At 65.2% G+C, this 23,196-nt stretch carries 23 protein-coding genes and 1 tRNA gene; 15 read left to right on the top strand and 9 right to left on the bottom strand.

The window, feature by feature from the left end:
• Positions 1-16 precede the first annotated feature (16 nt).
• Entirely contained in the window at positions 17-424 is a 408-nt protein-coding gene (locus C2138_RS10010) for a hypothetical protein (protein ID WP_108517523.1), read from the top strand.
• 10 nt (positions 425-434) lie between these two features.
• Here C2138_RS10010 and C2138_RS10005 read toward each other — a convergent pair whose 3' ends face one another.
• Positions 435-1,988 (bottom strand): dolichyl-phosphate-mannose--protein mannosyltransferase, encoded by a 1,554-nt coding sequence (locus tag C2138_RS10005; RefSeq protein WP_108517521.1) that lies wholly within the window; start codon positions 1,986-1,988, stop codon positions 435-437.
• 35 nt (positions 1,989-2,023) lie between these two features.
• Here C2138_RS10005 and rsmI point away from each other — a divergent pair, with 35 nt between their 5' ends.
• Complete coding sequence (gene rsmI, locus C2138_RS10000; RefSeq protein WP_108517520.1) at positions 2,024-2,839, top strand: 16S rRNA (cytidine(1402)-2'-O)-methyltransferase; 816 nt, start codon at positions 2,024-2,026, stop codon at positions 2,837-2,839.
• Between the two features lie 6 nt (positions 2,840-2,845).
• On the opposite strand, the gene C2138_RS09995 is transcribed toward rsmI, so the two are convergent.
• Genes C2138_RS09995 through C2138_RS09980 form a run of 4 tightly spaced genes read right to left on the bottom strand, consistent with a single transcriptional unit; the run spans position 2,846 to position 6,997 of the window.
• On the bottom strand, positions 2,846-3,112 hold the full coding sequence (locus C2138_RS09995; RefSeq protein ID WP_108517518.1) for an HPr family phosphocarrier protein: 267 nt from the start codon (positions 3,110-3,112) through the stop codon (positions 2,846-2,848).
• Between the two features lie 34 nt (positions 3,113-3,146).
• On the bottom strand, positions 3,147-5,210 hold the full coding sequence (locus tag C2138_RS09990; protein ID WP_108517516.1) for a PTS fructose transporter subunit IIABC: 2,064 nt from the start codon (positions 5,208-5,210) through the stop codon (positions 3,147-3,149).
• Between the two features lie 42 nt (positions 5,211-5,252).
• Positions 5,253-6,212 (bottom strand): 1-phosphofructokinase family hexose kinase, encoded by a 960-nt coding sequence (locus C2138_RS09985; RefSeq protein ID WP_108517514.1) that lies wholly within the window; start codon positions 6,210-6,212, stop codon positions 5,253-5,255.
• Positions 6,209-6,997 (bottom strand): DeoR/GlpR family DNA-binding transcription regulator, encoded by a 789-nt coding sequence (locus tag C2138_RS09980; RefSeq protein WP_108517512.1) that lies wholly within the window; start codon positions 6,995-6,997, stop codon positions 6,209-6,211. Before C2138_RS09980 ends, C2138_RS09985 begins: the two co-directional genes overlap by 4 nt.
• 177 nt (positions 6,998-7,174) lie before the next feature.
• On the opposite strand from C2138_RS09980, the gene metG reads away from it, so the two are divergent.
• The 5 genes from metG to C2138_RS09955 all read left to right on the top strand — a co-directional run bounded on the left by metG (position 7,175) and on the right by C2138_RS09955 (position 12,149).
• Positions 7,175-8,764: a methionine--tRNA ligase gene (gene metG, locus C2138_RS09975; RefSeq protein ID WP_108517510.1), complete on the top strand. Its 1,590-nt coding sequence runs from the start codon at positions 7,175-7,177 to the stop codon at positions 8,762-8,764.
• Between the two features lie 13 nt (positions 8,765-8,777).
• Positions 8,778-9,674, top strand: a complete 897-nt coding sequence (locus C2138_RS09970; RefSeq protein WP_332894167.1) for a TatD family hydrolase — start codon at positions 8,778-8,780, stop codon at positions 9,672-9,674.
• Entirely contained in the window at positions 9,671-10,522 is an 852-nt protein-coding gene (rsmA, locus tag C2138_RS09965) for a 16S rRNA (adenine(1518)-N(6)/adenine(1519)-N(6))-dimethyltransferase RsmA (RefSeq protein ID WP_108517506.1), read from the top strand. The genes C2138_RS09970 and rsmA overlap by 4 nt, the downstream gene beginning before the upstream one ends.
• An 88-nt stretch (positions 10,523-10,610) precedes the next feature.
• Complete coding sequence (locus tag C2138_RS09960) at positions 10,611-11,135, top strand: hypothetical protein (RefSeq protein WP_108517504.1); 525 nt, start codon at positions 10,611-10,613, stop codon at positions 11,133-11,135.
• Positions 11,136-11,213: 78 nt separating this feature from the next.
• Positions 11,214-12,149 carry a 4-(cytidine 5'-diphospho)-2-C-methyl-D-erythritol kinase gene (locus C2138_RS09955; RefSeq protein WP_108517502.1) on the top strand — a complete coding sequence of 312 codons (936 nt, stop codon included), beginning with the start codon at positions 11,214-11,216 and terminating at the stop codon, positions 12,147-12,149.
• A gap of 176 nt (positions 12,150-12,325) precedes the next feature.
• Here the strand turns inward: C2138_RS09955 and C2138_RS09950 are convergent, their stop codons facing one another.
• Positions 12,326-13,051: an endonuclease domain-containing protein gene (locus tag C2138_RS09950; RefSeq protein WP_146181279.1), complete on the bottom strand. Its 726-nt coding sequence runs from the start codon at positions 13,049-13,051 to the stop codon at positions 12,326-12,328.
• Positions 13,052-13,584: 533 nt separating this feature from the next.
• Between C2138_RS09950 and C2138_RS09945 the strand changes: the two genes are divergently transcribed.
• From C2138_RS09945 to C2138_RS09925, 5 genes are all read left to right on the top strand, one after another.
• Positions 13,585-15,381 carry an ABC-F family ATP-binding cassette domain-containing protein gene (locus tag C2138_RS09945; RefSeq protein WP_108517499.1) on the top strand — a complete coding sequence of 599 codons (1,797 nt, stop codon included), beginning with the start codon at positions 13,585-13,587 and terminating at the stop codon, positions 15,379-15,381.
• Between the two features lie 110 nt (positions 15,382-15,491).
• Complete coding sequence (locus tag C2138_RS09940) at positions 15,492-16,382, top strand: MetQ/NlpA family ABC transporter substrate-binding protein (protein ID WP_108517497.1); 891 nt, start codon at positions 15,492-15,494, stop codon at positions 16,380-16,382.
• Positions 16,383-16,418: 36 nt separating this feature from the next.
• Positions 16,419-17,447, top strand: a complete 1,029-nt coding sequence (locus tag C2138_RS09935) for a methionine ABC transporter ATP-binding protein (protein ID WP_108517496.1) — start codon at positions 16,419-16,421, stop codon at positions 17,445-17,447.
• Complete coding sequence (locus tag C2138_RS09930) at positions 17,447-18,106, top strand: methionine ABC transporter permease (protein ID WP_108517494.1); 660 nt, start codon at positions 17,447-17,449, stop codon at positions 18,104-18,106. Before C2138_RS09935 ends, C2138_RS09930 begins: the two co-directional genes overlap by 1 nt.
• A gap of 64 nt (positions 18,107-18,170) precedes the next feature.
• Positions 18,171-18,527, top strand: coding sequence for a TraR/DksA family transcriptional regulator (locus tag C2138_RS09925; RefSeq protein WP_108517492.1), 357 nt, complete (start codon positions 18,171-18,173; stop codon positions 18,525-18,527).
• Between the two features lie 92 nt (positions 18,528-18,619).
• Here the strand turns inward: C2138_RS09925 and C2138_RS09920 are convergent, their stop codons facing one another.
• Positions 18,620-19,111: a MarR family winged helix-turn-helix transcriptional regulator gene (locus tag C2138_RS09920; RefSeq protein ID WP_108517490.1), complete on the bottom strand. Its 492-nt coding sequence runs from the start codon at positions 19,109-19,111 to the stop codon at positions 18,620-18,622.
• 98 nt (positions 19,112-19,209) lie between these two features.
• Here C2138_RS09920 and C2138_RS09915 point away from each other — a divergent pair.
• From C2138_RS09915 to C2138_RS09905, 3 genes are all read left to right on the top strand, one after another.
• Positions 19,210-19,281 (top strand) — tRNA-Gln (locus C2138_RS09915).
• A 45-nt stretch (positions 19,282-19,326) separates the two neighbouring features.
• On the top strand, positions 19,327-20,769 hold the full coding sequence (gene glmU, locus C2138_RS09910) for a bifunctional UDP-N-acetylglucosamine diphosphorylase/glucosamine-1-phosphate N-acetyltransferase GlmU (protein ID WP_108517488.1): 1,443 nt from the start codon (positions 19,327-19,329) through the stop codon (positions 20,767-20,769).
• 34 nt (positions 20,770-20,803) lie between these two features.
• Positions 20,804-21,781 (top strand): ribose-phosphate diphosphokinase, encoded by a 978-nt coding sequence (locus tag C2138_RS09905; RefSeq protein WP_108517486.1) that lies wholly within the window; start codon positions 20,804-20,806, stop codon positions 21,779-21,781.
• A 66-nt stretch (positions 21,782-21,847) separates the two neighbouring features.
• Here the strand turns inward: C2138_RS09905 and C2138_RS09900 are convergent, their stop codons facing one another.
• Both C2138_RS09900 and C2138_RS09895 read right to left on the bottom strand, forming a co-directional pair.
• Positions 21,848-22,219 carry a hypothetical protein gene (locus C2138_RS09900; protein ID WP_108517484.1) on the bottom strand — a complete coding sequence of 124 codons (372 nt, stop codon included), beginning with the start codon at positions 22,217-22,219 and terminating at the stop codon, positions 21,848-21,850.
• A 25-nt stretch (positions 22,220-22,244) separates the two neighbouring features.
• Complete coding sequence (locus C2138_RS09895) at positions 22,245-23,171, bottom strand: Ppx/GppA phosphatase family protein (protein WP_108517482.1); 927 nt, start codon at positions 23,169-23,171, stop codon at positions 22,245-22,247.
• Positions 23,172-23,196: the final 25 nt, after the last annotated feature.

Genomic DNA, 23,196 nt, shown 5'->3' with positions numbered 1-23,196 from the left:
ACGCGAGGGGGCGCCTGTGGATGACGCGGACGACGAGGTCGATGCGGTGCGTGTGACCGATGCGCACTACACCGAACCCGCGTGGGCCGACTACGTGCGCACGAGCCCGATCATGTCGAATGTGCCCGTGACGAGTCACCCCACCGAGCGGGCACCGCTCGTGCGCATCGACGAGCGCATGCTCCTGGCCGACGGTCACGATCAGACGGCGTCGCCGTGGCGAGCCGTCGTGCCCATGGTCTATCTGGCGCGCCGTGCGAAGCTGCTCTATGCCAGCAATATCCTCTCTTACCGCCCGCTCTGGATTCATCTCGGCATTATTGCGGGCGCAGGGCTGGCATCGATCGTGGGGCCGCTGGCCGCTACGGTATTTGGCAAGCTCTCCGACGCCGGTGCCTATTACGACACCCTCTTGTCGGGATAACGGGCCGAGATTATCGCCAGCCAGGCATCCAGTAGTGGCTCCTAATAAAGGGCTCCGGCAGCTGGATGCCCGCCCACACTGGGTAATAGAACGCGCTCACGAGCACGATCAGCACCAGAATCGTGCCGACGATGCGCACACCTCGGGCGCGCATCTCGGCGTCGGCCGTGGGGCCGCCGGCGATCGCCCCCAGTGCGAAGGTGAGCGCCAAGATCACAAAGGGCACGAAAGCGATTGCATAGAACTGAAACATCGTGCGTTCGGGGTAGATCAGCCACGGCAGGTAACCTGCGGCGACTCCGACCAGGATGAGGCCCGCTCGCCAGCTGCGCGGGTGACGGATGAGGCGCACGACCAGGTAAACCAGAGCGGCGATGCCGAGAAACCACAGCAGGGGGTTAGGCAGCGTGGTGATGAACTGCTCGCACCGGTCGACGGTGCATCCCGCTTCACCGTTCTCCGACATGAGCCGGTAGAGCGCGGTCGGTCGCAGCAGAAGCAGCCATTGCCAGGCGGGGGACTCCCACCCGTGCTCGGTGCCGAGGCCGATATGAAAGTTGTAGGCAGACACCTGGTAGTGCCACCAGCTCTGCCAGTCGAGCGGCACCCACGAGAGCGCACCGGTCCACGCATTGCCGGGGGTCTCGGCCCAGTGTCGGTAATAGCCGCCGTGGGTGCGAAACCATCCGGCCCAGCTCGCGACGTAGGCCGTGGCGGCGAGAGGCACCGTGAGCAGGAAGCTCACTGGCCCCTGCTTGAAGACGGTGCCGCTGAACCAGAACGGGATGCCGGCCCTGCGCCGAGCGAGCGCGTCTACGACGAGCGTGTAGACGGCGAAGATGGCGAGAAAGTAAAGGCCGCTCCATTTGACCGCCGTCGCTAGGCCGAAGGCGAGGCCAGCGGCGATGAGCCACGGTCGCGCCCACAGCGCAGGGCCCCAGTCGATGCTTCGTCCTGCCGATTCTCGGCGCAGCATCCACAGCCGAAGCCTCTCGGCGCTCTGCCTGCGGTCGAGCAGCACGAAGAGAAAGCCGAGCAGCGCGAAGAGCATGAGCGCGTTATCGAGCAGCGCCGTGCGCGAGAGCACGATGGCGTGACCATCGATGGCCATGAGCCCGCCCGCAATAGTCGCAAGGGCGGTCGAGCGGAACAGTATGCGGGCGATCACCCAGAGCAGCGCGACGGCGAGGATGCCGACGACCGCCATCGAGATGCGCCACCCGACGGGGTCCTCGGCCCCGAAGGCGGCGAGGCCGAGAGCGATGATCCATTTGCCGAGCGGCGGATGCACAACGAACGCCGGGTCGGTGAGAAAGGTGGTGACGTTGCCCGCGACGAAGTCGGTGTCGGCCCCCTCCGGCCACGCGCCCTCATAGCCCAGGTTGAGGAGCGTCCATGCGTCCTTGACGTAATAGGTTTCGTCGAACACGAAGCTGTGGGGCGACCCCAGATTCCACAGCCGCAGCACCGCAGCGAGCGCCGTAACCCCCAACAACAAGAGCCACTCGACCGGCTGCAGTGCGCCGCGGGCGATGCGCCTGCGGGCGTCGAGTCGGGTGGTCACCGCCCCATGGTAGCTGCGGGTGGGAGGATGGACAGGTGATCATTCTCGCCGCGACCCCCATCGGAAACCTCGGCGATGCATCCGCCCGCCTCATCGAGGCGCTCTCGACCGCCGAGGTGATTGCTGCAGAAGACACCCGCGTCACGGTGCACCTGCTTCGCGCGCTCGGCATCGAGAACCGGCCCAAACTCATTCCGCTTCACGAACACAACGAGGTGGCCAAGGCTGCCGAGCTTGTGGAGCTCGCTCGCGAGACGGATGTCGTGGTGCTTTCGGACGCCGGAATGCCCGCCATCAGCGATCCCGGCTTTGCGCTCGTCGCCGCCGCTACCGTCGCCGGGGTCAAGGTCACGGCCCTGCCGGGCCCGTCGGCCGTGCTGACGGCGCTCGCCGTCTCGGGGCTGCCCACTGACCGGTTCTGCTTCGAGGGATTTTTGCCCCGCAAGGGTGGCGACCGGCGCAAAGCGCTCACGGCGCTGGCCCGCGAAGCGCGCACGATGGTGTTCTTCGAATCGCCCAACCGCATCGCCGAGTCGCTCACCGACATCGGCACGGTGCTGGGCGCCGACCGCAGGGTTGTTGTCGCCCGCGAGCTGACCAAGATGTTCGAAGAGGTCAAACACGGAACAGCATCAGAGCTCGCCGAGTGGGCCGCCGGCGGTGTGAAGGGCGAGATTGTTGTTGTCGTTGCGGGGGCAGAACCCGCAGCGGCATCCCTGGAGGATGGGGTCGCCCAGGTGCTCTCTCTCGTGGCGTCGGGCATCCGTCTTAAAGAGGCCTCTGCAGAAGTTGCCGAGGCGACGGGGCTGAGCAAGCGCGACCTCTATGAGGGCGCGCTCGCCGCACGCTAGCCCGCGCTAGATGTCGAGGTCTGTCTCGAGCAGCTGCACGAGGTCGTCGAGCACCTGATCTGCCCTGTCGCCCTCGGCCGAGAGAGTGACCTGTTCGCCGTTACCCGCGCCAAGCGCCATGACGGCGAGGATGCTGGCCGCGTTACCGACGGGGCCATTACCCTTGCGAATTGTCACTGGCAGACCGCGATCGGTGACGGCCTGCACAAAGATCGTGGCGGGCCTGGCGTGGAGTCCAACTTTGCTGGCGATGGTGGCGGTGCGTTCAGGCATGATTCTCTTTCGTTGGAGCGGGGTGCTGGCGAGCCTACGCCGAGACGGTCTGAGCCGCGGTAGGCAGTGTCGAGGGGCGACGGACGGCCCACCGCTTGAGGGCGATCACGATGAGGGCCGTGATGATGGCTCCGATGAGAATCGCCACGATGAACAACAAGAAGTTGTTGATGGCGAAGAACACGAAGATGCCACCGTGGGGAGCCTGAGAGGTGACTCCGCCCGCGAGCAATATCGCACCGGTCACGGCGCTGCCGATCGTGGTGGCGGGGATCACGCGCAGCGGGTCGGCCGCGGCAAACGGGATGGCGCCCTCGGAGATGAACGATGCACCGAGCAGCCAGGCTGCCTTGCCGTTCTCGCGCTCGACGGGCGTGAACAGGCGTCGGTCGAGCACAGTGGAGGCGAGGGCGAGGCCGATGGGTGCCACCATGCCGGCTCCCATCACGGTGGCCATGATGATCCACGGCCCCTGATTGTCGAGCGACCCTGCGCTCAGCCCGGCGACCGCGAATGAGTAGGCCACCTTGTTGACCGGCCCGCCCAGGTCAAAGCCCATCATCGCGCCCAGAATAAGGCCGAGGGCGATAGCGGATGCTCCGCTGAGACCATTGAGAAAGTCGCTGAGGCTCGTGGTGAGCGCAGCAATCGGGCCGCCGAGGAGCAGCACGAGCAGGCCGGAGGCGACGATCGAGGAGAGCAGCGGAATGATGACGACGGGCATGAGCCCACGAAGCCAGGTGGGGGTGCGCCAGGTGCCGATCCAGTGGGCGACGACTCCGGCGAGCAGACCACCGACAAGGCCGCCGATGAACCCGGCGCCCATCAGTACGGCGACGGCGCCCGCGGTGAACCCCGGGGCGATGCCGGGGCGGTCGGCGAGGGCGTAGGCGATGTACCCGGCGAGGGCCGGCACGAGGAACGCCATGGAGGCGTTGCCGATTGCGAAAGCGGCTGCGCCCAGGTAGGCGGCGAGGCCACCATCCGGCAGGTTCCACAGGCTGTTATTCACGACGACATCGCCTGCGACGTTGGAGATTTCGTAGCCGCCCAGAAGGAACCCGAGGGCCATGAGCAGCCCGCCTCCTGCGACGAAGGGGATCATGTAGCTCACGCCGGTGAGCAGCGAGCGCTTGATTCGCGCGCCGGTGCTCTCGTGCTGGTCGGTGGCAGTGGACGTGGTTTCGGCGCCCGAGGAGGGAATGCGCGTCGCGTTGGGGTCGGATGCCGCGGCGAGCGCCTCGGCGATCATGGCGTCTGGCGCGTCGATTCCTCGCTTGACGGGGGCTTGTACGACGGGCAGGCCGGCGAATCGGCCCTTATCGCGAACATCGACGTCGACCGCGAAGATCACGGCCTCCGCCGAGGAGATGATGCTCGGGTCGAGGGGGGTGGCTCCTGCCGAGCCCTGGGTCTCAACGTGGAGTTCGACACCGGCGCGCTCCGCGGCAGCGGAGAGCGCATCGGCGGCCATATAGGTGTGGGCGATTCCCGTGGGGCACGCTGTCACGGCGACTAAGCGCGGGCGGTCGCCGTCAATGCCTGGCGAGGTAGGGCTCGACGCGGCGGTCGCGGAGGGTGCGCCAGCGTTGGCCGATGCGGCGGCACCCGCAGCGGGTGCAGCTTCTGCACTTGGTGCTTCCTCGGCTGGCGCGATCGCCTGCTCAACCAGCTCGACGATCTGCTCCCTGCTGGTCGCCTCCCTCAGCGATGTCACGAACTCGGGCCGCACGAGCGAGCGGGCGAGGGCAGCCAGCAGGGTGAGGTGCGCCTGATCGGCTCCGGCCGGTGCCGCGATGAGAAAAATCAGGTCGGCGGGGCCGTCGGGGGAGCCGAAGTCAACGGCAGGGTTCGGTCGAGCCATGACGAGGGTCGGTTCGGTCACCGACTCTGATCGGCAGTGGGGGATGGCGATTCCTCCCGGCACTCCCGTGTCGGTCTTCTGCTCGCGAGCCCAGGCATCGTCAAAGAGGGCCCCGGCATCCGTAGCCCTGCCCTTCTCGGCAACGAGGGAGGTGAGTGCGCGGATGACGCCGGCCCGGTCGGTGCCCAGGTCGACATCCAGAAGAACGAGGTCGGGGGTTATGAGGTGCGACATTGCTTTCTCCTTGTGTGAGATTTCTGCGACGCGGGGGCGGCGCTAGTCGGCGTTCGAAAGGTCGGAGAGCCGTCGAACCTCGGCAAGCTCTGGGGTGGTATCGGCCGGGGAAGGCATTGTGCTGCCGGGCAGGGATGCTGCTGCGGCCCCGTGGGCAACGGCTTGGGCGAGACGACGGTCGGGGGTGGCGCCGTGCTGATCGGCGAGCAGGTATCCCGCAAGGGAGGCGTCGCCCGCCCCCACCGTGCTGCGCGCGATCACGGGAGGCATGGTCGCTCTCCAGGTTGCGTCGGCGGTCACGAGCAGGGCGCCCTGCGCTCCGAGGGTTGCGAGCACGGCTCGGCAGCCTCGGGCCACGAGTGTGCGGGCGGCCGCGGCCGCGGCATCCGGGTCTTCTTCAAAGGTGTCGGGCAGCGCGGTGAGCTCGGCGAGCTCCTCGGAATTGGGCTTGATGAGGTCGACGCCCACCCCCGAGGCGATGAGTGCCTTCATGGGCTCGCCCGACGAGTCCACGGCGATGCGTGGGCCAGAGCCTTCACTGCGCACGGCTGTCACGACGCGAGCATAAAAGTCGGAGCTGAGTCCCGGCGGCAGAGACCCGGCGAGCACGAGCCAGTCGGCACCACGCGCGTGCGCGGCGACAAGGGCAATGAGGGCGTTGTCATCGGCGGCGCTGAGCAGAGGCCCCGGCTCGTTGATTTTGGTGGTCGTGCCATCCGGTTCTGTGATGGTCACATTCGATCGAACTCGGCCAGCGATGGGCAGGCTCGCCGCGGGAGTGTGCTCCGCCCGCAGGGCTACGAGCATGGGGTCGGATGCTGCGCCCGGCAGAATCGCGATCGTGTCGAGACCCGAGGCGATGAGCGCGCGGGAGACGTTGACTCCCTTGCCGCCTGGCTGGTCTCCGCTCGCGATGGCGCGCTGGACTTCGCCGCGCGCGAGCCGTGTGCCGAGCTCGATCGTGCGGTCGAGGCTCGGATTAGCCGTCAGTGTCACGATCATGCGAGAACCACCTCGACGTCGGCGTCGCGCAGGGGATGGGAGAGGTCAATGTCTGGTTGTTTGTCGGTGACAAGGGTGTCGATGTCGGCGAGGGTCGCGAAGCTCACGAGCGTTTCGACGCCGAGTTTGGAGGCGTCAACGAGGGCAATTGCCCGGCGCGCTCCCCGGGTGAGCGCGGTTTTGACTGCGGCTTCGTCGGGGTCTGGGGTGCTGAATCCGAAGTCCGAGTGGAGCCCGTTTGCGCCGACGAAGGCGATGTCGGGTCGGAGGCGGGAGAGCTGCGCGAGCGTCGTAGGCCCGACCGCGGCGCTCGTAATGCCACGCAGGCGGCCGCCGATGATCTGGACTTCGATATGCGGGTTGTCGCTCACGGCGCTCGCAATGGCGATGGAGTGGGTTATGACGGTGAGCGAGCGGTCAGGAGTGTCTGGCTGCCAACGGGAGAGCCCCTGGGCGAGCATGCCCGTCGTGGTTCCCGAGTCGATGGCGATTGCCCCGCTGAAGGTTGAGGGAATCAGGGCGAGCGCGGCGAGAGCGATGCGCTCTTTGGCTGCAGCGTTGCGGTCGCTGCGCTGGGCGATGCTCTCTTCTGTTCTGCTGATGCGGGCGGCCGAGACGGCCCCGCCATGAACCCGGCGGAGAACGCCGCGAAGCTCAAGCTGGTCGAGGTCACGGCGCACGGTCTCGTTTGAGACGTCGAACTCGCGGGCGAGGTCGACAACCGTGACGCGGCCGTCATTGGCAAGGCGATTCTCGATCTGCTGCTGGCGTTCGGTGGCGTACATCGCGGTCTCCTTCGACGGCCCAGGATGCGGCGGGCTCGCCTGCGTTTCTGTGAGAGTACGCCCGAATAACTGTGATTGCAACACGATCACAGAAAAACCCACAGATTCCCACACTCGCGGGGAGCGCATCCGCAGTATCGCCGTAACCGCCCACCCCCTCCGTTTAGGATTGAGCGCATGTCGTCAGGCAAGTCCTTCTATATCGCCACGCCCATCTTCTACGTCAACGATGTGCCCCACATCGGGCACGCCTACACGGAGGTGGCCGCAGACGTTCTCGCGCGCTGGCACCGCCAGAGCGGAGACGACACGTGGCTGCTCACGGGAACGGATGAGCACGGGCAGAAGATTCTGCGCACCGCCGTAGCCAACGGGGTTACCCCCAAGGAGTGGGCAGACCGCCTCGTCGAGAGCGCATGGAAGCCTCTGCTTGAGACCATCAACATCGCCAACGATGACTTCATTCGCACCACGGATGTTCGCCACGAAGAGGGCGTCAAGATCTTCTTGCAGAAGCTCTACGACGACGGCTTTATCTACCAGGGCGAGTTCGAAGGCCATTACTGCGTTGGCTGCGAGGAATACAAGCAGCCAGGCGACCTCGTTCCCGGAACGGGCGAGTACGCGGGCCAGCTTGTCTGCGCCATCCACTCCAAGCCCGTCGAGGTGCTCAAGGAGACCAACTACTTCTTTCGCATGAGTGACTTCGAGCAGCGCCTGCTCGACCTCTACGAAACCAACCCCGACTTCGTTCAGCCCGAAAGCGTGCGCAACGAGATCATTCAGTTCGTGAAGCAGGGGCTTCGTGACCTCTCGATCTCGCGCTCAAGCTTCGACTGGGGCATCCAGATCCCGTGGGACGACAAGCACGTCGTCTATGTGTGGTTCGAGGCGCTACTCAACTACGTCACCGCGATCGGCTACGGCGTCGACGAAGAGAACTTTGAGCGGCGCTGGCCCGCCGTGCAGCTCGTAGGCAAAGACATCGCCCGCTTTCACGCAGTGATCTGGCCCGCCATGTTGATGGCGGCAGGACTGCCCGTCTCCCAGAAGGTCTTTGGTCACGGCTGGCTGCTCGTGGGCGGCGAAAAGATGTCCAAGTCCAAGCTCACGGGTATCGCGCCCTCGGATATCACCGACACGTTCGGTGCCGACGCGTTCCGCTACTACTTCATGAGCGCCATCCATTTTGGTCAAGACGGCTCGTTCAGCTGGGAAGACCTTGCGGCCCGCTACCAGTCGGAGTTGGCCAACGGCTTTGGCAACCTCGCCTCCCGTGTGATCGCGATGATCAACAAGTACTACGACGGCGTTGTGCCGACACCGGGCGAGTACACGGAAGCCGACCGCACCATCCAGCAGAATCTTGCCTCGGCCGTAGCCTCGGCGGATGCTGCAATGGACCGATTCGCGATCCACGAGGCAATCGCCGCGGTGTGGACCGTCGTCGATGATCTCAACGGCTACATCACGGTGCAGGAACCCTGGGTTCTGGCCAAGAAGGAGGAGACGCGGGAGCGTCTCGGTACCGTGCTTTACACGACCGCCGAGGGACTACGGGCTCTTGCGGTTGTGCTCTCGCCCGTGATTCCCGAGGCAACGGCAAAGCTCTGGGCAGCGCTCGGCTTCACAACGCCGCTCACGGAGCAGCTCATTCCCGAGGCGGGCCAGTGGGGTGTTCTTCAGCCCGGATCGAGCGTCTCAACCCTTCCGCCGCTGTTCCCGCGCATCGAGCAGGATGCCGTCGATCAGAACGTCGCACAGTGAGGACACCGTCAGCATGACTTACCCCCCGCTGCCAGAACCGCTCGTCGTCGGCGTGTATGACAACCACACCCACCTCGACTCGGCGCTCTGGGTGCCAGAGGGGGAGTCGGAGCTTCTCGACTATCGCGAAGCACTCGACAAGGCCAGCAGCGTCGGGGTCAGGGGTGTCGTGCAGGTGGGAACCGATGTTGCTTCGTCCCGATGGTCGGCGGAGATGGCATCGCGCGAACCCCGCATGCTCGCCGCGGTTGCGATCCACCCGAACGACGTCCCGGCGTTGGAGGCAGAGGGCACCCTCGACGATGCCCTCGCTGAGATTGACGAGCTCGCCTCACGCCCCCGCGTCCGCGCGGTCGGTGAAACGGGCCTCGACTACTTTCGCACCGATGATGCCGGCAAGCCCGCCCAGATGCGGGCCTTCGAGGCCCACATCGAGATCGCCAAGAAACACGGTCTTGCGCTGCAGATTCACGATCGCGATGCGCACGCCGATGTCATCGCCACACTGCTCAGAGTCGGCGCCCCCGAACGAACGGTGTTCCACTGTTTTTCTGGCGACGTCGAGATGGCGCAGCTCTGCGCGGAGCAGGGGTGGTATCTCTCGTTTGCGGGAACCATCACCTTTAAGAATGCTCCGGTGCTGCGCGAGGCCCTTGTGGCGACGCCGCGGGACCGCATCCTCGTAGAAACCGACTCCCCGTACCTCACCCCAACCCCGCACCGCGGCCAGACGAATGCGTCGTACATGATTCCGCACACCCTGCGACTGATGGCCGACACGCTCGGCACCAGCGAGTCGATCCTCGCCGCCCAGATCGCGTCTAACACTGAGCTCGTCTACGGCAGCTGGAACGACGAGCCTGTCTTCGTCGATGCTGCCGCCGACCTGCCGCCCCACGCTCTCGCATGAGCACGTCGTCAGGAAAACTGCTCGGCCCCGCCGAGGTGCGAGACCTCGCCGACCTGCTCGATCTGCAACCGACAAAGAAACTCGGCCAGAACTTTGTCATCGATGCCAACACGGTGCGACGCATCGTCAAGGCGGCTGGAGTCACGGGCGACAGCCCCGTCGTCGAGGTGGGCCCCGGGCTGGGCTCGCTCACGCTGGGCCTGCTCGAAACCGGCGCCCCTGTTATCGCCGTCGAGATCGACCCGCGCCTTGCCGCTCAGCTGCCGCTGACGGTTTCGCAGTTGCAGCCGGATGCCGACCTCACGGTGGTCCTGCACGACGCGATGACCATCACCGAGCTACCGGGGCGCCCCACCACCCTCGTTGCGAACCTTCCCTACAACGTGTCCGTGCCCGTTCTGCTGCATTTCTTGGAGCACTTTCGCTTCATCACGTCGGGGCTCGTCATGGTGCAGGCCGAGGTTGGCCAGCGCATCGCCGCAACTCCCGGCTCCAAGATTTATGGCAGCCCCAGCGTGAAAGCCGCCTGGTATGGGCACTGGCGCACTGCGGGAATGGTGAGCCGGCAGGTGTTCTGGCCCGTGCCCAACGTGGACTCGATCCTCGTGGGCTTCACCCTGCGAGAAGACGTCATCGGCACCGAGCAGGAGCGCATCGATACGTTCGCGCTGGTGGATGCCGCCTTCGGCCAGCGCCGCAAAATGCTGCGACAGTCGCTCTCAAGCGTGCTCGGCAGTTCGGCCGCCGCGACCGAACGACTCGAGGCCGCAGGCATCGACCCAACGCTTCGCGGCGAGCAGCTCACCGTCGACGACTTTCTCGCCATCACCCGGGCGGCCAAGGCCTAGAACTCGCCGTCTGCAGGCCACCTTGTGGTTTGCGTAGCATCCGCTCCGTTGCCTTCTATGCTCATGGTTCGCGGCGTATCGTGACCGCATGGTCGCCGTCTCGCCGAGCACAATCTCCGATACCAAGCTCATGGCCGCAACGGGCAAGACCCGCGGCGAATGGCATGCATTGCTCGACGCCGAGAACGCGCCGACATGGAGTCATACGCAAATCGCCGCATGGCTGCACCGCGAGCATCGTGTCGACGGATGGTGGGCGCAGGGAATCACGGTCGGATACGAGCAGGCGCGCGGCATGCGGCTGCCCGGCCAACAACCCGACGGCACATTCGCTGCTGGGATCAGCCGCACGGTGGACGGAGACCGGCAGACGACCCTCGATCGGGCCGTGAGCCTCATTAATGACCATCTCGACACGGGGCCGGATTCTGTGAGCCGCGACGCGAAGCATCCGACCGCCCGCTGGAGGCTTGCCGACGGAACGGGCATGCTCGTCACGGTGAGCCCGGCCGGAATCGGCACCGTCAATCGCAGCAGAGTCGCTCTCACGCGCCTGCGGCTCGCGGGCCAGAGTCGCTTGCCCCGGCAAAAGCCGAACTCGCGGAGATTCTGAACGCGCTTGCGGGGTAGGTCTTGACCGAGAGACCCTCAACGGTCTGGAGTAGACCGACTGGTCGAGTAGGTTTATTCCATGACGTCGCTCGCGAGGCCCCGCATGATCCATGCTCGCGCTCCGGGCAAACTCAATGTCTTTCTCAAGGTCGGCGCTCTGCTCGACGACGGCTACCACGATGTGGCCACCGCTTACCAGGCCGTCTCTCTGTACGAAGACATTCGCGCCTATCCCGCAGACGACTTCTCGGTCGCGTTCTCAGGTTCTATCGACACCTCTGGCCTCGCCCTCGACGGCAGCAATCTCGCGATCAAAGCGGCTCAGTTGCTGGCCCGCGTCTCCGGTTTCCGCGGGGGAGTGCGGCTCGAGGTGGATAAGAACGTGCCCGTTGCCGGCGGCATGGGCGGTGGATCCGCGGATGCTGCGGCAACCCTTCTTGCCTGTGACACCCTGTGGGGCACCGATCTGGGCCGCGAGGAGCTCATCTCGCTTGCCGCCCAGCTCGGAGCAGATGTTCCCTTCGCGCTGATGGGTGGCACGGCCGTGGGCACCGGCCGTGGCGACCAGCTCAGTCCGGCACTGGCGAAGGGCCAGTTTCACTGGGTTCTCGTCCTCGCCGATTTCGGCATGAGCACGCCAACCGTGTATTCGGAACTCGACCGCCACCGCGAGCGCCACGCCCTCGATATCTACCCGGCCGAGCGGGTCCCCAGCGTCGACGCGCCCGTCCTTCACGCGCTGCGGGCAGGCGACCCCGCGATGCTCGCCGAGGTCATGCACAACGACCTTCAGGCCCCAGCGCTTCACCTGGAATCGCGACTCGGCCAGGTTCTTGAGCTCGGCGAGGAGAACGGCGCACTCGCGGGCATGGTCTCCGGGTCGGGCCCGACGGTCGCTTTTCTGGCGCCGGATGCCGACGGGGCTCTCGACCTGCAGGTCGCGTTGAGCGCGGCACGGCACAGGGTGATCCGTGCCACGGGTCCCGTTCACGGCGCCCGCATCATCTCCGACTGAGTTTCTAGCCGCGGAGCCGGCCGGCCCTGCTCCCCGGCCTGCTCCCCAACCTCCTCTCCCGCACCCCACCATTCGCCGAGACTGCGCAAGTTGTCCTCCGCCGCCCTCTTTCTCGACAAGTTGCGTAGTCTCGCGGGCCGAAACGGGCACGGCTGGGCAACTGCCCACGACCTGACCTACGCCCAGCCGCGCGCAGCGAGTCGTGTTCGAATGCGCGCGACAGTTTCGCGGGGGTAACGCACAATGTCGTCCGTCGACACATAAATGACGGTCCAGCCGCAGTCCTCAAGCCGCTCTCGGCGCGTTATATCTCGCCGGAACCTGTCACGCTCCCGATGGATGTCCCCCTGATATTCGACCGCTACCCTCTGCTGCGCATAGGCGAGATCCACAATCGCCCCATGAGCGCCTGGCACCTCGTAATTGAGAGCCGGTTCAGGCAGGCCTCCTCGCACGATCAGTAGCCGGGTCAGTGTTTCCATGCGTGAGACCGCCCCGTATCGAACAAGTCGCAGCGCCTCGGCGAGTGTGCGGATGCCGCGGTGGCCAGACCGCGCTGCCAGGGCATCCGATAGCTGGGCAGCATCGGAGAGAGGCGGATAGCCGAAAATGGGCTCGTTTCCGGTGATGAGAAAGTCGCCCGCGGCCACGAGATCGTCGAGGGGCAGGATGCAGGCAAGTTCACACCATGCGGTCACGGGCGACGAGACGAGGTAGCCAGCGACGCGGACCAGTCTCGTGACGGTTCCGCTGTGGTGACCGACCACGCCGCGAGCGCGGGGAAATCCGGCCCCTCGAGCCGCGCTCACATGGAGGCGGGTATCCCGCTCCGCGCTGAGCGGCAGGGGGATTCCATGGATGAGGGCCGCCGTCGTGTGGCTGTAGTGCTGGTGTGACGGCATCCGTTGTTGGTATGCCTGAAGCCGGATCGAGAGACTCGGCTCGATGTCGGCAGAAACTCGCACCCCGTGAAACGGACTCGAGAGGTCTGACGATCTCAGCCGGCCATCGCCCACCCCAGACGCGACGGCTTCTGCTCTCGAAAACGGGCGCCCAGAGAGATGCGAAGGGAGCGGAGCTGAGGGTGGGGGTGTCACGGCTCCATCGTGGCGACCGTGACTCGACGGTGCAAAACTTGCCCACAGCCCGAGGTATGGCTCCTCCACATCGTGGATCGATGGCCCATAGCCCACACCGCTGACCGTGTGCGAGCCGGTGCCAGCGCGCCGAGACTGCGCAATTCGCTGCCGCAGCCCGGTTTCGACGACGATTTGTGCAGTGTCGGCGGGGGGAGCGGCCTAAGGGAGGGGGCCGCCGAAGTACGCCGAGTCAGGTCGAGTCAGGTCGAGTCAGGCCGAGTCGGGCCGAGTCGGGTCGGGATCCGCAGCCTCGCCCCGCGCAAGCACACAGCCGGGAGCCGGTAGTGTCGAGTCACGTGGCACATCTTCTTGGGGCAGAGTCCCTTCATCTTGAATATCCGACGCGCGTGATCTTCGATTCGGTGACGGTAGGGCTCGATGAGGGCGACCGCATCGGCATCGTCGGCCGCAATGGCGACGGCAAGTCCACCCTTATGAGGCTGCTGTCGGGCCGCATCCAGCCCGATTCCGGCCGCGTCACGGTGCGCAACGGCGTCACCATTGGCATGCTCGACCAGGCCGACGAACTCGACGACAACATCGTTGTGAGCCAGTCGATTGTCGGCGACAAAGAGGACTACGAGTGGGCGGGTGATGCTCGCATCCGCGACGTCATTTCGGGTCTGCTGGGCGGCATTCCGTGGGATGCGACCCTCGGCCAGCTCAGCGGTGGCCAGCGCCGCCGCGTCGGGCTCGCCAAGCTGCTCGTCGGTGACTGGGACGTCGTCTTTCTCGATGAGCCCACCAACCACCTGGATGTCGAGGGCATCGCGTGGCTCGCAGAGCACCTCAAGCGTCGCTGGCCTGCTGGCCAGGGCGGCCTCGTTGTCGTCACCCACGACCGGTGGTTTCTGGATGAGGTCTGCAACAACACGTGGGAGGTGCACGACCGCATCATCGAGCCCTTCGAGGGAGGATATGCGGCCTACATTCTGCAGCGCGTGGAGCGCGACCGCATGGCATCCGTCATGGAGGGCAAGCGTCAGAACCTGATGAAGAAGGAGCTCGCGTGGCTGCGTCGCGGAGCCCCCGCCCGCACGGCCAAGCCCAAGTTCCGCATCGATGCCGCCAACGAGCTCATCGAAAACGAGCCCCCCGTGCGCGACAAGATTTCGCTGCAATCGATGGCAATGCAGCGCCTCGGCAAGGATGTCGTTGACCTGCTCGACGTTGGCGTCACCTACGGCGATAAGCAGGTACTCAAGGACATCGAGTGGCGCATTGCCCCGGGCGAGCGCACGGGAATCTTGGGGGTGAACGGCGCAGGAAAGTCGACCCTGCTGGGTCTGGTGGCGGGCACCGTCGAGCCCACGAGCGGCAAGGTCAAGCGCGGCAAGACCGTGAAGATCTCGATTCTCGACCAGCAGCTCAAGGAGCTTTCCGAGGTTCAAAATGAGCCGGTGCGCGTCGTTATCGGCCGCCAGAAGTCGTCGTATGTCGCCGGCGGCAAAGAGGTCACGCCCGGCCAGCTGCTTGAGCGCCTCGGCTTCGATAGTGCCCAGCTGAGCACGCCGATCAAGGATCTCTCCGGTGGCCAGAAGCGCCGCCTGCAGCTCTTGCTCATCCTGTTGGACGAGCCGAATGTGCTCATCCTCGATGAGCCCACTAACGACCTCGATACCGACATGCTCGCGGCAATGGAAGACCTGCTCGACTCATTCCCGGGCACGCTTCTCGTGGTCAGCCACGACCGGTACCTGCTCGAGCGCATCACCGACCAGCAGTATGCGGTGCTCGGTGGTCACCTGCGGCACCTGCCCGGCGGCGTCGACGAATACCTCAAGGTGCGGCAGGCTTCGGATGCTGCGGCCAGCGCCGCGCAGTCGTCCAAGAAGCAGGCTGCCGCGCCGGCTAAGAAGTCGAGCCTGGGCGGGGCCGAACTGCGTAACGCCCAGAAAGAGCTCGCGTCGATCAACCGCAAGCTGGAGAAGGCCAGCCAGAAGATTGCCGACGTCCATGCTCGGATGGCCGCGCACGACCAGAACGACTACACGGGGCTGGGAGAGCTCTCTGCCGAGATCTCGGCGCTCGACGCTCAGACGGCCGAGCTTGAGTCGCGCTGGCTGGTCCTGACGGACCTGCTGGAGAACTAAGCCCGCCAGATCGTCACACTGCGTCACCTGGGGTCGCACGATTTCGATTTTGAACGTATGCGGATGACACTGGAATCGACTCCACAGCATCCGTTTTGAAAGGCACCACCATGTCAATCGCCAAGAAGATCGCCGCAGCATTTGCCGCAACGGCTCTCGTTGGGGGGCTTTCTGCGTGCGCCTCCGGTGACGAGGCCGAGCTCGGCTCCGAGGCAAACCCCGTCACGATCGGCGTCGTTGGCGCGAGCGACCCCTACTGGGCCGAATACGAGAAGGCCACCGAGGCCGAGGGCATCTTCGTCGACATCATCGACTTCTCCGACTACAACCAGCCCAACCCGGCCCTGACCGCGGGTGAGCTCGACATCAACCAGTTCCAGCACATCATCTACCTCGCTCAGCACAATGTGGCTTCGGGCGACGACCTTGTGCCGATCGGTGCGACGGCCATCTACCCGCTCGGCCTCTACTCCACTAACTACGACTCGGTTGATGACATCGAGGATGGCGAGAAAGTGGCCGTTCCGAACGACGCGAGCAACCAGGCCCGCGCCCTTCTCGTGCTGCAGTCGGCAGGGCTCATCGAGCTGAAGGATGGCGGCAGCATCTTCTCGACCGTCGCCGACATCCAAAATTCATCGCGCGTTGAGGTCATCGAGGCCGACGCCTCGTTCACCGCCACCTCGCTTGCGGATGTTGCCGCCGCCGTAGTCAACAACGACTTCGTCACGAAGGCGGGCATCGACCCCGATAGCGCTATCGCGGTGGACGACCCCAGCGACCCCGCTGCGCAGGCCTACATCAACATCTTCGCTGCCCGCGCTGACGACAAGAACAGCGAGCTGTTCGCCAAGCTCGTGGAGATCTACCAGACCACGAAGGCTGTGCAGGATGGCGTTCTCGAGGTCTCCGGTGGCAGTGCGATCCTCGTGGACACCCCTGCAGCGGAGTTGGAAAAGGCTCTCGCCAAGGTTGAGGCCGACGTCAAGGCCAATAGCTAGGCACCCTGCCTCACGCACCTCTAGAACAGGAACACCATGCCGATAGTTCGCCTGAGCGCGGTGTCGAAAACGTACCCGGCACCGCGTCGCACGGTTCGGCCGCTCACCGCTGTCGACAACGTCACGCTCGATATTGACGCGGGCGACATCTTTGGCATCATCGGCTACTCGGGGGCGGGAAAGAGCACTCTGGTGCGGCTCATCAACGCCCTTGAGCCCGTGTCGGCGGGCACCGTTGAGGTGGCCGGAACCGTGATCAGCGGCATGCGGGAGCGCGAGCTTCGGCAGGTGCGGCTGGGCATCGGAATGATCTTTCAGCAGTTCAACCTGTTCAACTCGCGCACGGTCGCGGGCAATGTCGACTACCCCCTTCAGGTTGCCGGCGTGCCCGCGGCCGAGCGCAAAGTGCGCGTCGCCGAAATGCTCGAATTCGTCGGTCTTGCCGACAAAGCGTCGAGCTACCCCGACCAGCTCTCTGGCGGCCAGAAGCAGCGCGTTGGCATTGCCCGTGCCCTCGCGACGTCGCCGCGCATCCTGCTTGCCGATGAGGCGACGAGTGCCCTCGACCCGGAGACAACCCTCGAGGTGCTTGCCCTGCTCAAGCGCGTGAACGAGGAGTTTGGCATCACGATCGTGCTCATCACGCACGAGATGGAGGTCATCAAGTCCATCGCCCATCGCGTCGCCGTGATGGATTCCGGCCGGGTCATTGAACAGGGCACGGTCTTCGATGTCTTCTCGAACCCCCAGACGGATGCTGCCAAGCGATTCGTTTCCACGGTCGTCAAGGCGGTTCCCGAGGCGCATGAGCTCGCAGTTCTGCGCCAGCGGCACCCCGGACGCATCGTCACGATCTCGTTCGCCGACGGTGGCGTCTCGCAGTCGGCGGTGTTTCTGGGGTTCGCCCAGCACGGCGTCACTTTCGAACTCGTCTATGGCGGGGTCAACGACATTCAGGGTCGCACCTTCGGGCACCTCACTCTGGCTCTCGGGGGTGACGATGCCGCGATCGACCGCGCGTTGGCATCCGTCGATTCCAGCCTCACCGTGACTGAGGTGGCGTAATGGATCAGCTCATCGACCTGTTGCCCCAGCTGGCGGAGGCCACGGGGGAGACGATTTATCTCGTTGCCCTCAGCTTGCTCTTCGGTGGCATCGGCGGGCTCATTGTGGGCCTCGGGCTGTATGTGACTCGGGCGGGCAACCTCTTGCCCAATCGGGCGGTCAACGGCGTGCTCAACGTGCTCGTCAACACATTCCGCCCCATCCCGTTCATCATCTTTTTGGCGGCGGCACAGCCTCTCGCTCGCGTGGTTGTTGGCACCGGTCTCGGCAATTCCGCGATCATCTTCACGATCTCTCTCGCCGCGGTCTTCGGCATCAGCCGCATCGTGGAGCAGAACCTGCTCACGGTGCAGCCGGGGGTTATCGAGGCTGCCCGGTCGGTGGGTGCAGGGCCCTGGCGCATCATCCGCACCCTGCTGATTCCCGAGGCTCTCGGCCCGCTCATCCTCGGCTATGCGTTTGTCTTTGTCGCCATCGTGGATATGACGGCGGTCGCCGGCCTCATCGGGGGCGGCGGTCTCGGCAACTTCGCCATCCAATACGGCTACCGGCAGTTCAACCCGGTTGTGACGTGGGCCGCCGTGATCATCATCATTCTGTTTGTGCAGCTCATCCAGTTCTTGGCGAACTGGTTGGCCCGCAAGGTCATGCGGCGCTAGCTCGCTGCAGGTCGAATCCGGCTGGGTCATCGCCAGACGCCCGGGTCAGGACGATACTGGGCCCATGAGGTTCTCTGATGCACGTCTCGAGGGGTTTCGCGAGCAGCTGTTGTCTCAGCAGAGGGTTACTGAGCAGCTGATGGCCGACCTCGGCTCCGACATTCGGCTCATCGTGGAGGCGCGGCACGACTCCAACGTCGACGACGAACACGATCCGGAGGGGGCGACGATCGCTTTTGAGCGCTCCCAAACGGATGCGCTTCTGAAGCAATCAACGCAGCGCCTCGGCGAGATCTCCGCGGCGCTGCGCAGAATCGACCTCGGCACCTTTGGGACCTGTGTGAACTGCGGACAGCAGATTGCTGTTGCGCGCCTCGATGCGCGCGCCTACGCGGCCACCTGCATCGACTGCGCCCGCTGAATCGCGCTGCACGCCGACCGCCGCACGCCGACCGCCGACCGCCGACCGCCGCGCGCTGGCTCTTGCACGCTGCGGCGGCAGACGCACGGGAATCAGTCGAAGTCGAGGCTGAGCCGCCGCAGGAGGCCGGCAAGGTGTTCTTGGTCGTCGGAGCTGAGCGCGGCGAGGATGGCGCGCTCCGAGGTCATCAGTTCCTCGATCGCGCCGTCGACGCGGTGGCGGCCCTCGTCGGTCATGCGCACGAGAACGCCGCGCCCGTCGTTGGGGTCGGTGCGCCGGATCACGAGGCCACGGTCGACGAGCCGGTCGATGCGGTTCGTCATGGTGCCAGAGGAGACAAGGGTCTGCTGAAGCAGGCTCTTGGGGCTCAGCTCGTAGGGGTAGCCCTCTCGGCGCAGAGCAGAAAGCACATCAAACTCCCACGATTCGAGCCCCGATGCCGAGAACGCGGTGCGGCGCGCGAGGTCGAGGTGGCGCGACAGCCTGCCGACGCGGCTCAGAACCTGGAGGGGAGAGAAGTCGAGGTCTGGCCGTTCGCGGTGCCAAGCATCGACAATGCGGTCGACTTCGTCGCGTTCGGGCATGTTTTCCATTATCGCGGCATGCAGCGCGCAGTGTGATCGCGCTCTGATCTGGCAGACTTATCTATCGCGAGACTCACGCTTCGGCGGTGAGGCCGCTTTCCGCCTTGGTGTAACGGCAGCACGGCAGTCTTTGGAACTGTTAGGACCAGGTTCGAATCCTGGAGGCGGAGCCGAGAAAATCGCGTCAGCGTTTTTGTCCACGAAGGAGCCCCCTCATGACCGATCAGTCGCTCGCCGTCATCATTCTCGCCGCAGGTCAGGGCACTCGAATGAAGTCTTTTAAGGCGAAGGTGCTCCATGAGATTGCCGGTGTGCCTCTCGTGGGGCACGTTCTCACGACGGCCCAGGAGCTGGGCGCGGCGCACATCATTGCGGTCGTGCGCCACGAGCGCGAGTCGGTTGCCGAAGAGGTTCTGCGCCGGGTTCCCGAGGCTTCCATCGTTGATCAGGATGAGATTCCGGGCACGGGACGCGCCGTAGAGGTTGCCCTCGCAACTCTTCCGGGTGACTTTGATGGCCGAGTTGTCGTGCTCAGTGCGGATGTTCCGCTGCTCGACGCCGCAACGCTTCGCGCGCTTGTTTCTGCTCACCAGCACGAGGGCAACGACCTCACAATGCTGTCGGCCGTACTGCCAGACCCTTCGGGCTTTGGTCGCATCGTGCGAGACGCGTCTGGGGTGTTCGAGGCGATCGTTGAGCACAAAGATGCCTCCCCTGAGCAGCTTGCCGTCACCGAGGTCAATGCCGGGGTCTACGTCTTCTCTGCGGGTCCGCTCCGCCGCGCCCTGGCCAATGTGGGCACCGACAACGCGCAGCACGAAAAATATCTGACGGATGCCGCGGCAGGCATCCGCTCGGCAGGGGGCCGCATCGAGGCAGTTGCCGTGCGTGACCCGTGGCTTGTCGCCGGCATCAATGACCGCGCGCAGCTCGCGGCAGCCGCTCGGGAGCTGAACGCGCGAATCGTGCGACGCTGGCAGCTTGCGGGCGTGACAATCCTGGACCCCATGAGCACCTGGATCGATGTGGATGCGACCCTGGCAGAAGATGTCGAGTTGCTGCCGGGCACCCAGATCAAGAGGGCAACGACGATCGCGCGTGGCGCGACTGTTGGCCCCGACACGACCCTCGTCGACTGCGAGGTCGGGGAGGGTGCTGTCGTCAAGCGCACCGACGCGACGCTCGCCGTGATCGGTGCCGGAGCATCCGTTGGTCCGTTCGCCTACCTGCGTCCCGGAACCTACCTCGGCGCCGACGGCAAGATCGGCACCTTCGTAGAGACCAAGAACGCCCGCATCGGCGACGGCAGCAAGGTGCCTCATCTGAGCTACATCGGCGACACCGAGGTGGGGGTCGGCTCCAATGTTGGGGCGGGAACAATCACCGCAAACTACGACGGCGTGAACAAGCACAGCACGGTCGTGGGCTCGCATGTGCGCACCGGGTCGCACAACGTGTTCGTCGCGCCGGTTAGAATTGGTGACGGAGCCTACACGGGCGCCGGGACGGTCGTCCGCAAGGATGTTCCAGCTGGTGCGCTCGCCATCTCAGTGGCTCCTCAGCGCAACATGGCAGGCTGGGTCGAAGCCAATCGACCGGGCACTGCGGCGGCCGACGCGGCTGCTGCAGCATCCGGCGAGGGTGAGACGCAGGTCTAAATCGTCGGGGCCCCGGCAGAGAGCGAGCAATCACTTGTCCGAAATCACCGTTAACGGACAGAAGAAATTGGTGCTCGTCACCGGCCGTGCACATCCGAAACTCGCGGAGGACATCGCCCGCGAGCTCGACACGGAGCTAGTACACACCGACACCCGCACTTTCGCCAACGGCGAGATCTACGCGCGCTACAGCGAGAGCGTCCGCGGATGCGATGCGTTTGTCATCCAGTCGCACACGACCCCGATCAACGAGTGGCTCATGGAGCAGCTCATCATGGTCGACGCCCTCAAGCGCGCTTCGGCCAAGCGCATCACCGTGGTCGCACCGTTCTATCCGTATGCCCGTCAGGACAAGAAGGGCCGCGGGCGCGAGCCGATCTCGGCCCGGCTGGTGGCCGACCTCTACAAGGCGGCCGGCGCCGACCGCATCATGAGCGTCGACCTGCACGCTGCTCAAATCCAGGGATTCTTCGACGGGCCCGTCGACCACCTGTTCGCCATGCCCGTTCTTCTCAAGTACTTCAAGGAGAAGCTCGACAAGGACACCCTCACGGTTGTGTCGCCCGACATGGGCCGCGTGCGGGTCGCCGACATCTGGAGTGACAAGCTCGGCGCGCCGCTCGCGATCATTCACAAGCGTCGCGACCCGCGCGTGGCCAACAAGGTGTCGGTGCACGAGATTGTCGGCGAAGTTGCAGGTCGCACCTGCCTGCTCGTCGATGACCTGATCGACACCGGCGGAACAATTGCCAAGGCCGCCGAGGCGCTCAAGGCTGCCGGTGCCAAGAACGTTGTCGTCGCAGCCACCCACGCCGTGTTCTCGCACCCGGCCACGGAGCTGCTGCAGGCGGACTTCATCGACGAGGTTGTCGTCACCGACACCCTTCCGCTCACGGCAGACAAGCTGTTCCCCAAGCTCACGGTTCTGCCGATCGCCCCGCTCATTGCCGGTGCGATCCATGAGGTCTTCAGCGACGGTTCTGTCACGTCGATGTTCGACGGCGCAGCCTAAAAGACTGATTCATTCACTGCGGGCGGGGCTTCGGCTCCGCCCGCGGTGTCAGTTAACCGGTGTCAGTTAACTGTTGCTCGTGGGCACGCGAGGGCCGGATACCCCAGGGGCGACCGGGATGAATCCCATCGAGTCAACGTGGATGCGCTTGCCGAGCTGGTCGAGCGCGTAGCACTCCCAGCCGATCACTCCAGGGCCGAACAGCTCGAACGTCGCCTCGTAGCTGGGGGCGCCGGGCACAGCGAGAGCGCCGCGATAGTCGCACGCGAGTTGGGCGTTACGTGTTCCGACCGACACGGTCGTGAACACACCGGGGAGGATTAGCCCCAGCACGGCGAGGACGACGACGACGCGAAGCAGTAGCGAGAATCGCTGCCCCCTCAGGGGCTTCTCTTCAAACGGCTCGTATCCGGCCAGTTCTGGGTGGTCATCGCTCACCCACCCAGTCTGCCATCTGCCACCGTCACGTTAGGTGATCGAGGTAGCGGAGAATCACGCCCTCGCGCATGGCCCAGGGGGAGACATCCAGTTCTTTGACCGCGAACACGGACATGGCCTCCGAAAGCACAATGCCGCCGCCCACGATCTGAAACGTGCGGTCGACCGTGATGCCAGGCAACTCGGGCCTGGCGGCGGCCGGGATGCGGCCGAGACGGGGAACCCAGTCGTCCAGCTGGTTGCGCCGCAGCATGCTGCGCTCATCTTCGCCGATGCCCGGGGCGGTCAGCCCCGCGAGCTTGGCGAGAGACCTGATCGTTTTGGACGAGCCCACCACATGGCTGGGCCGGTCGTAGTCGGCGAAGAGTTTTACAGCCCCGAGTAGCTGCTCTCGTGCGTGAACCCGCAGCTCGTCCTGTTGCTGCTGGGTTGGCGGGTCGTCGTGCAAGAACCCGAGTGTGGTGCGGCCTGCGCCGAGCGGGAGTGAGAGACCGATATCAGGGTACTCGTCGCGCCCGAGCGAAATCTCGAGAGAGCCTCCGCCGATGTCGAAGAGCAGGATGTTGCCCGCGGACCAGCCGTACCACCGGCGCACTGCGAGAAAGGTCAGTTTGGCCTCATCTTCGCCCGAGAGCACCTGCAACTCCACACCGGTCTCTGTGGCGATGCGGGCGAGCACGGCGGGGCCGTTGGTCGCTTCGCGAATCGCTGAGGTTGCCATCGGGAGAAAGTCGTCGAGGTTGCTCTGCTGGGCCTTTTCCGCCGCCGCGCCGACGGCCGAGATCAGGGCGGCGACACCCTCCTCGCTAATGCTGCCATTAGCCTGCAGGTAGCGCATCAACCGCAGAACCGACTTGGTCGATGACGTAGGAACGGGGGCGGCGCCGGGGTGGGCGTCGACGAGCAGCAGGTGGACGGTGTTTGACCCTACGTCGAGAACTCCGAGGCGCATGGCTGAACGATACCCGCCCTCGTGC

The organism is Salinibacterium hongtaonis, assembly GCF_003065485.1.
Lineage (GTDB): Bacteria > Actinomycetota > Actinomycetes > Actinomycetales > Microbacteriaceae > Homoserinimonas > Homoserinimonas hongtaonis.
Note: the sequence above shows the minus strand (reverse complement) of the source record. Positions and strands in the feature narration are given on the sequence as shown.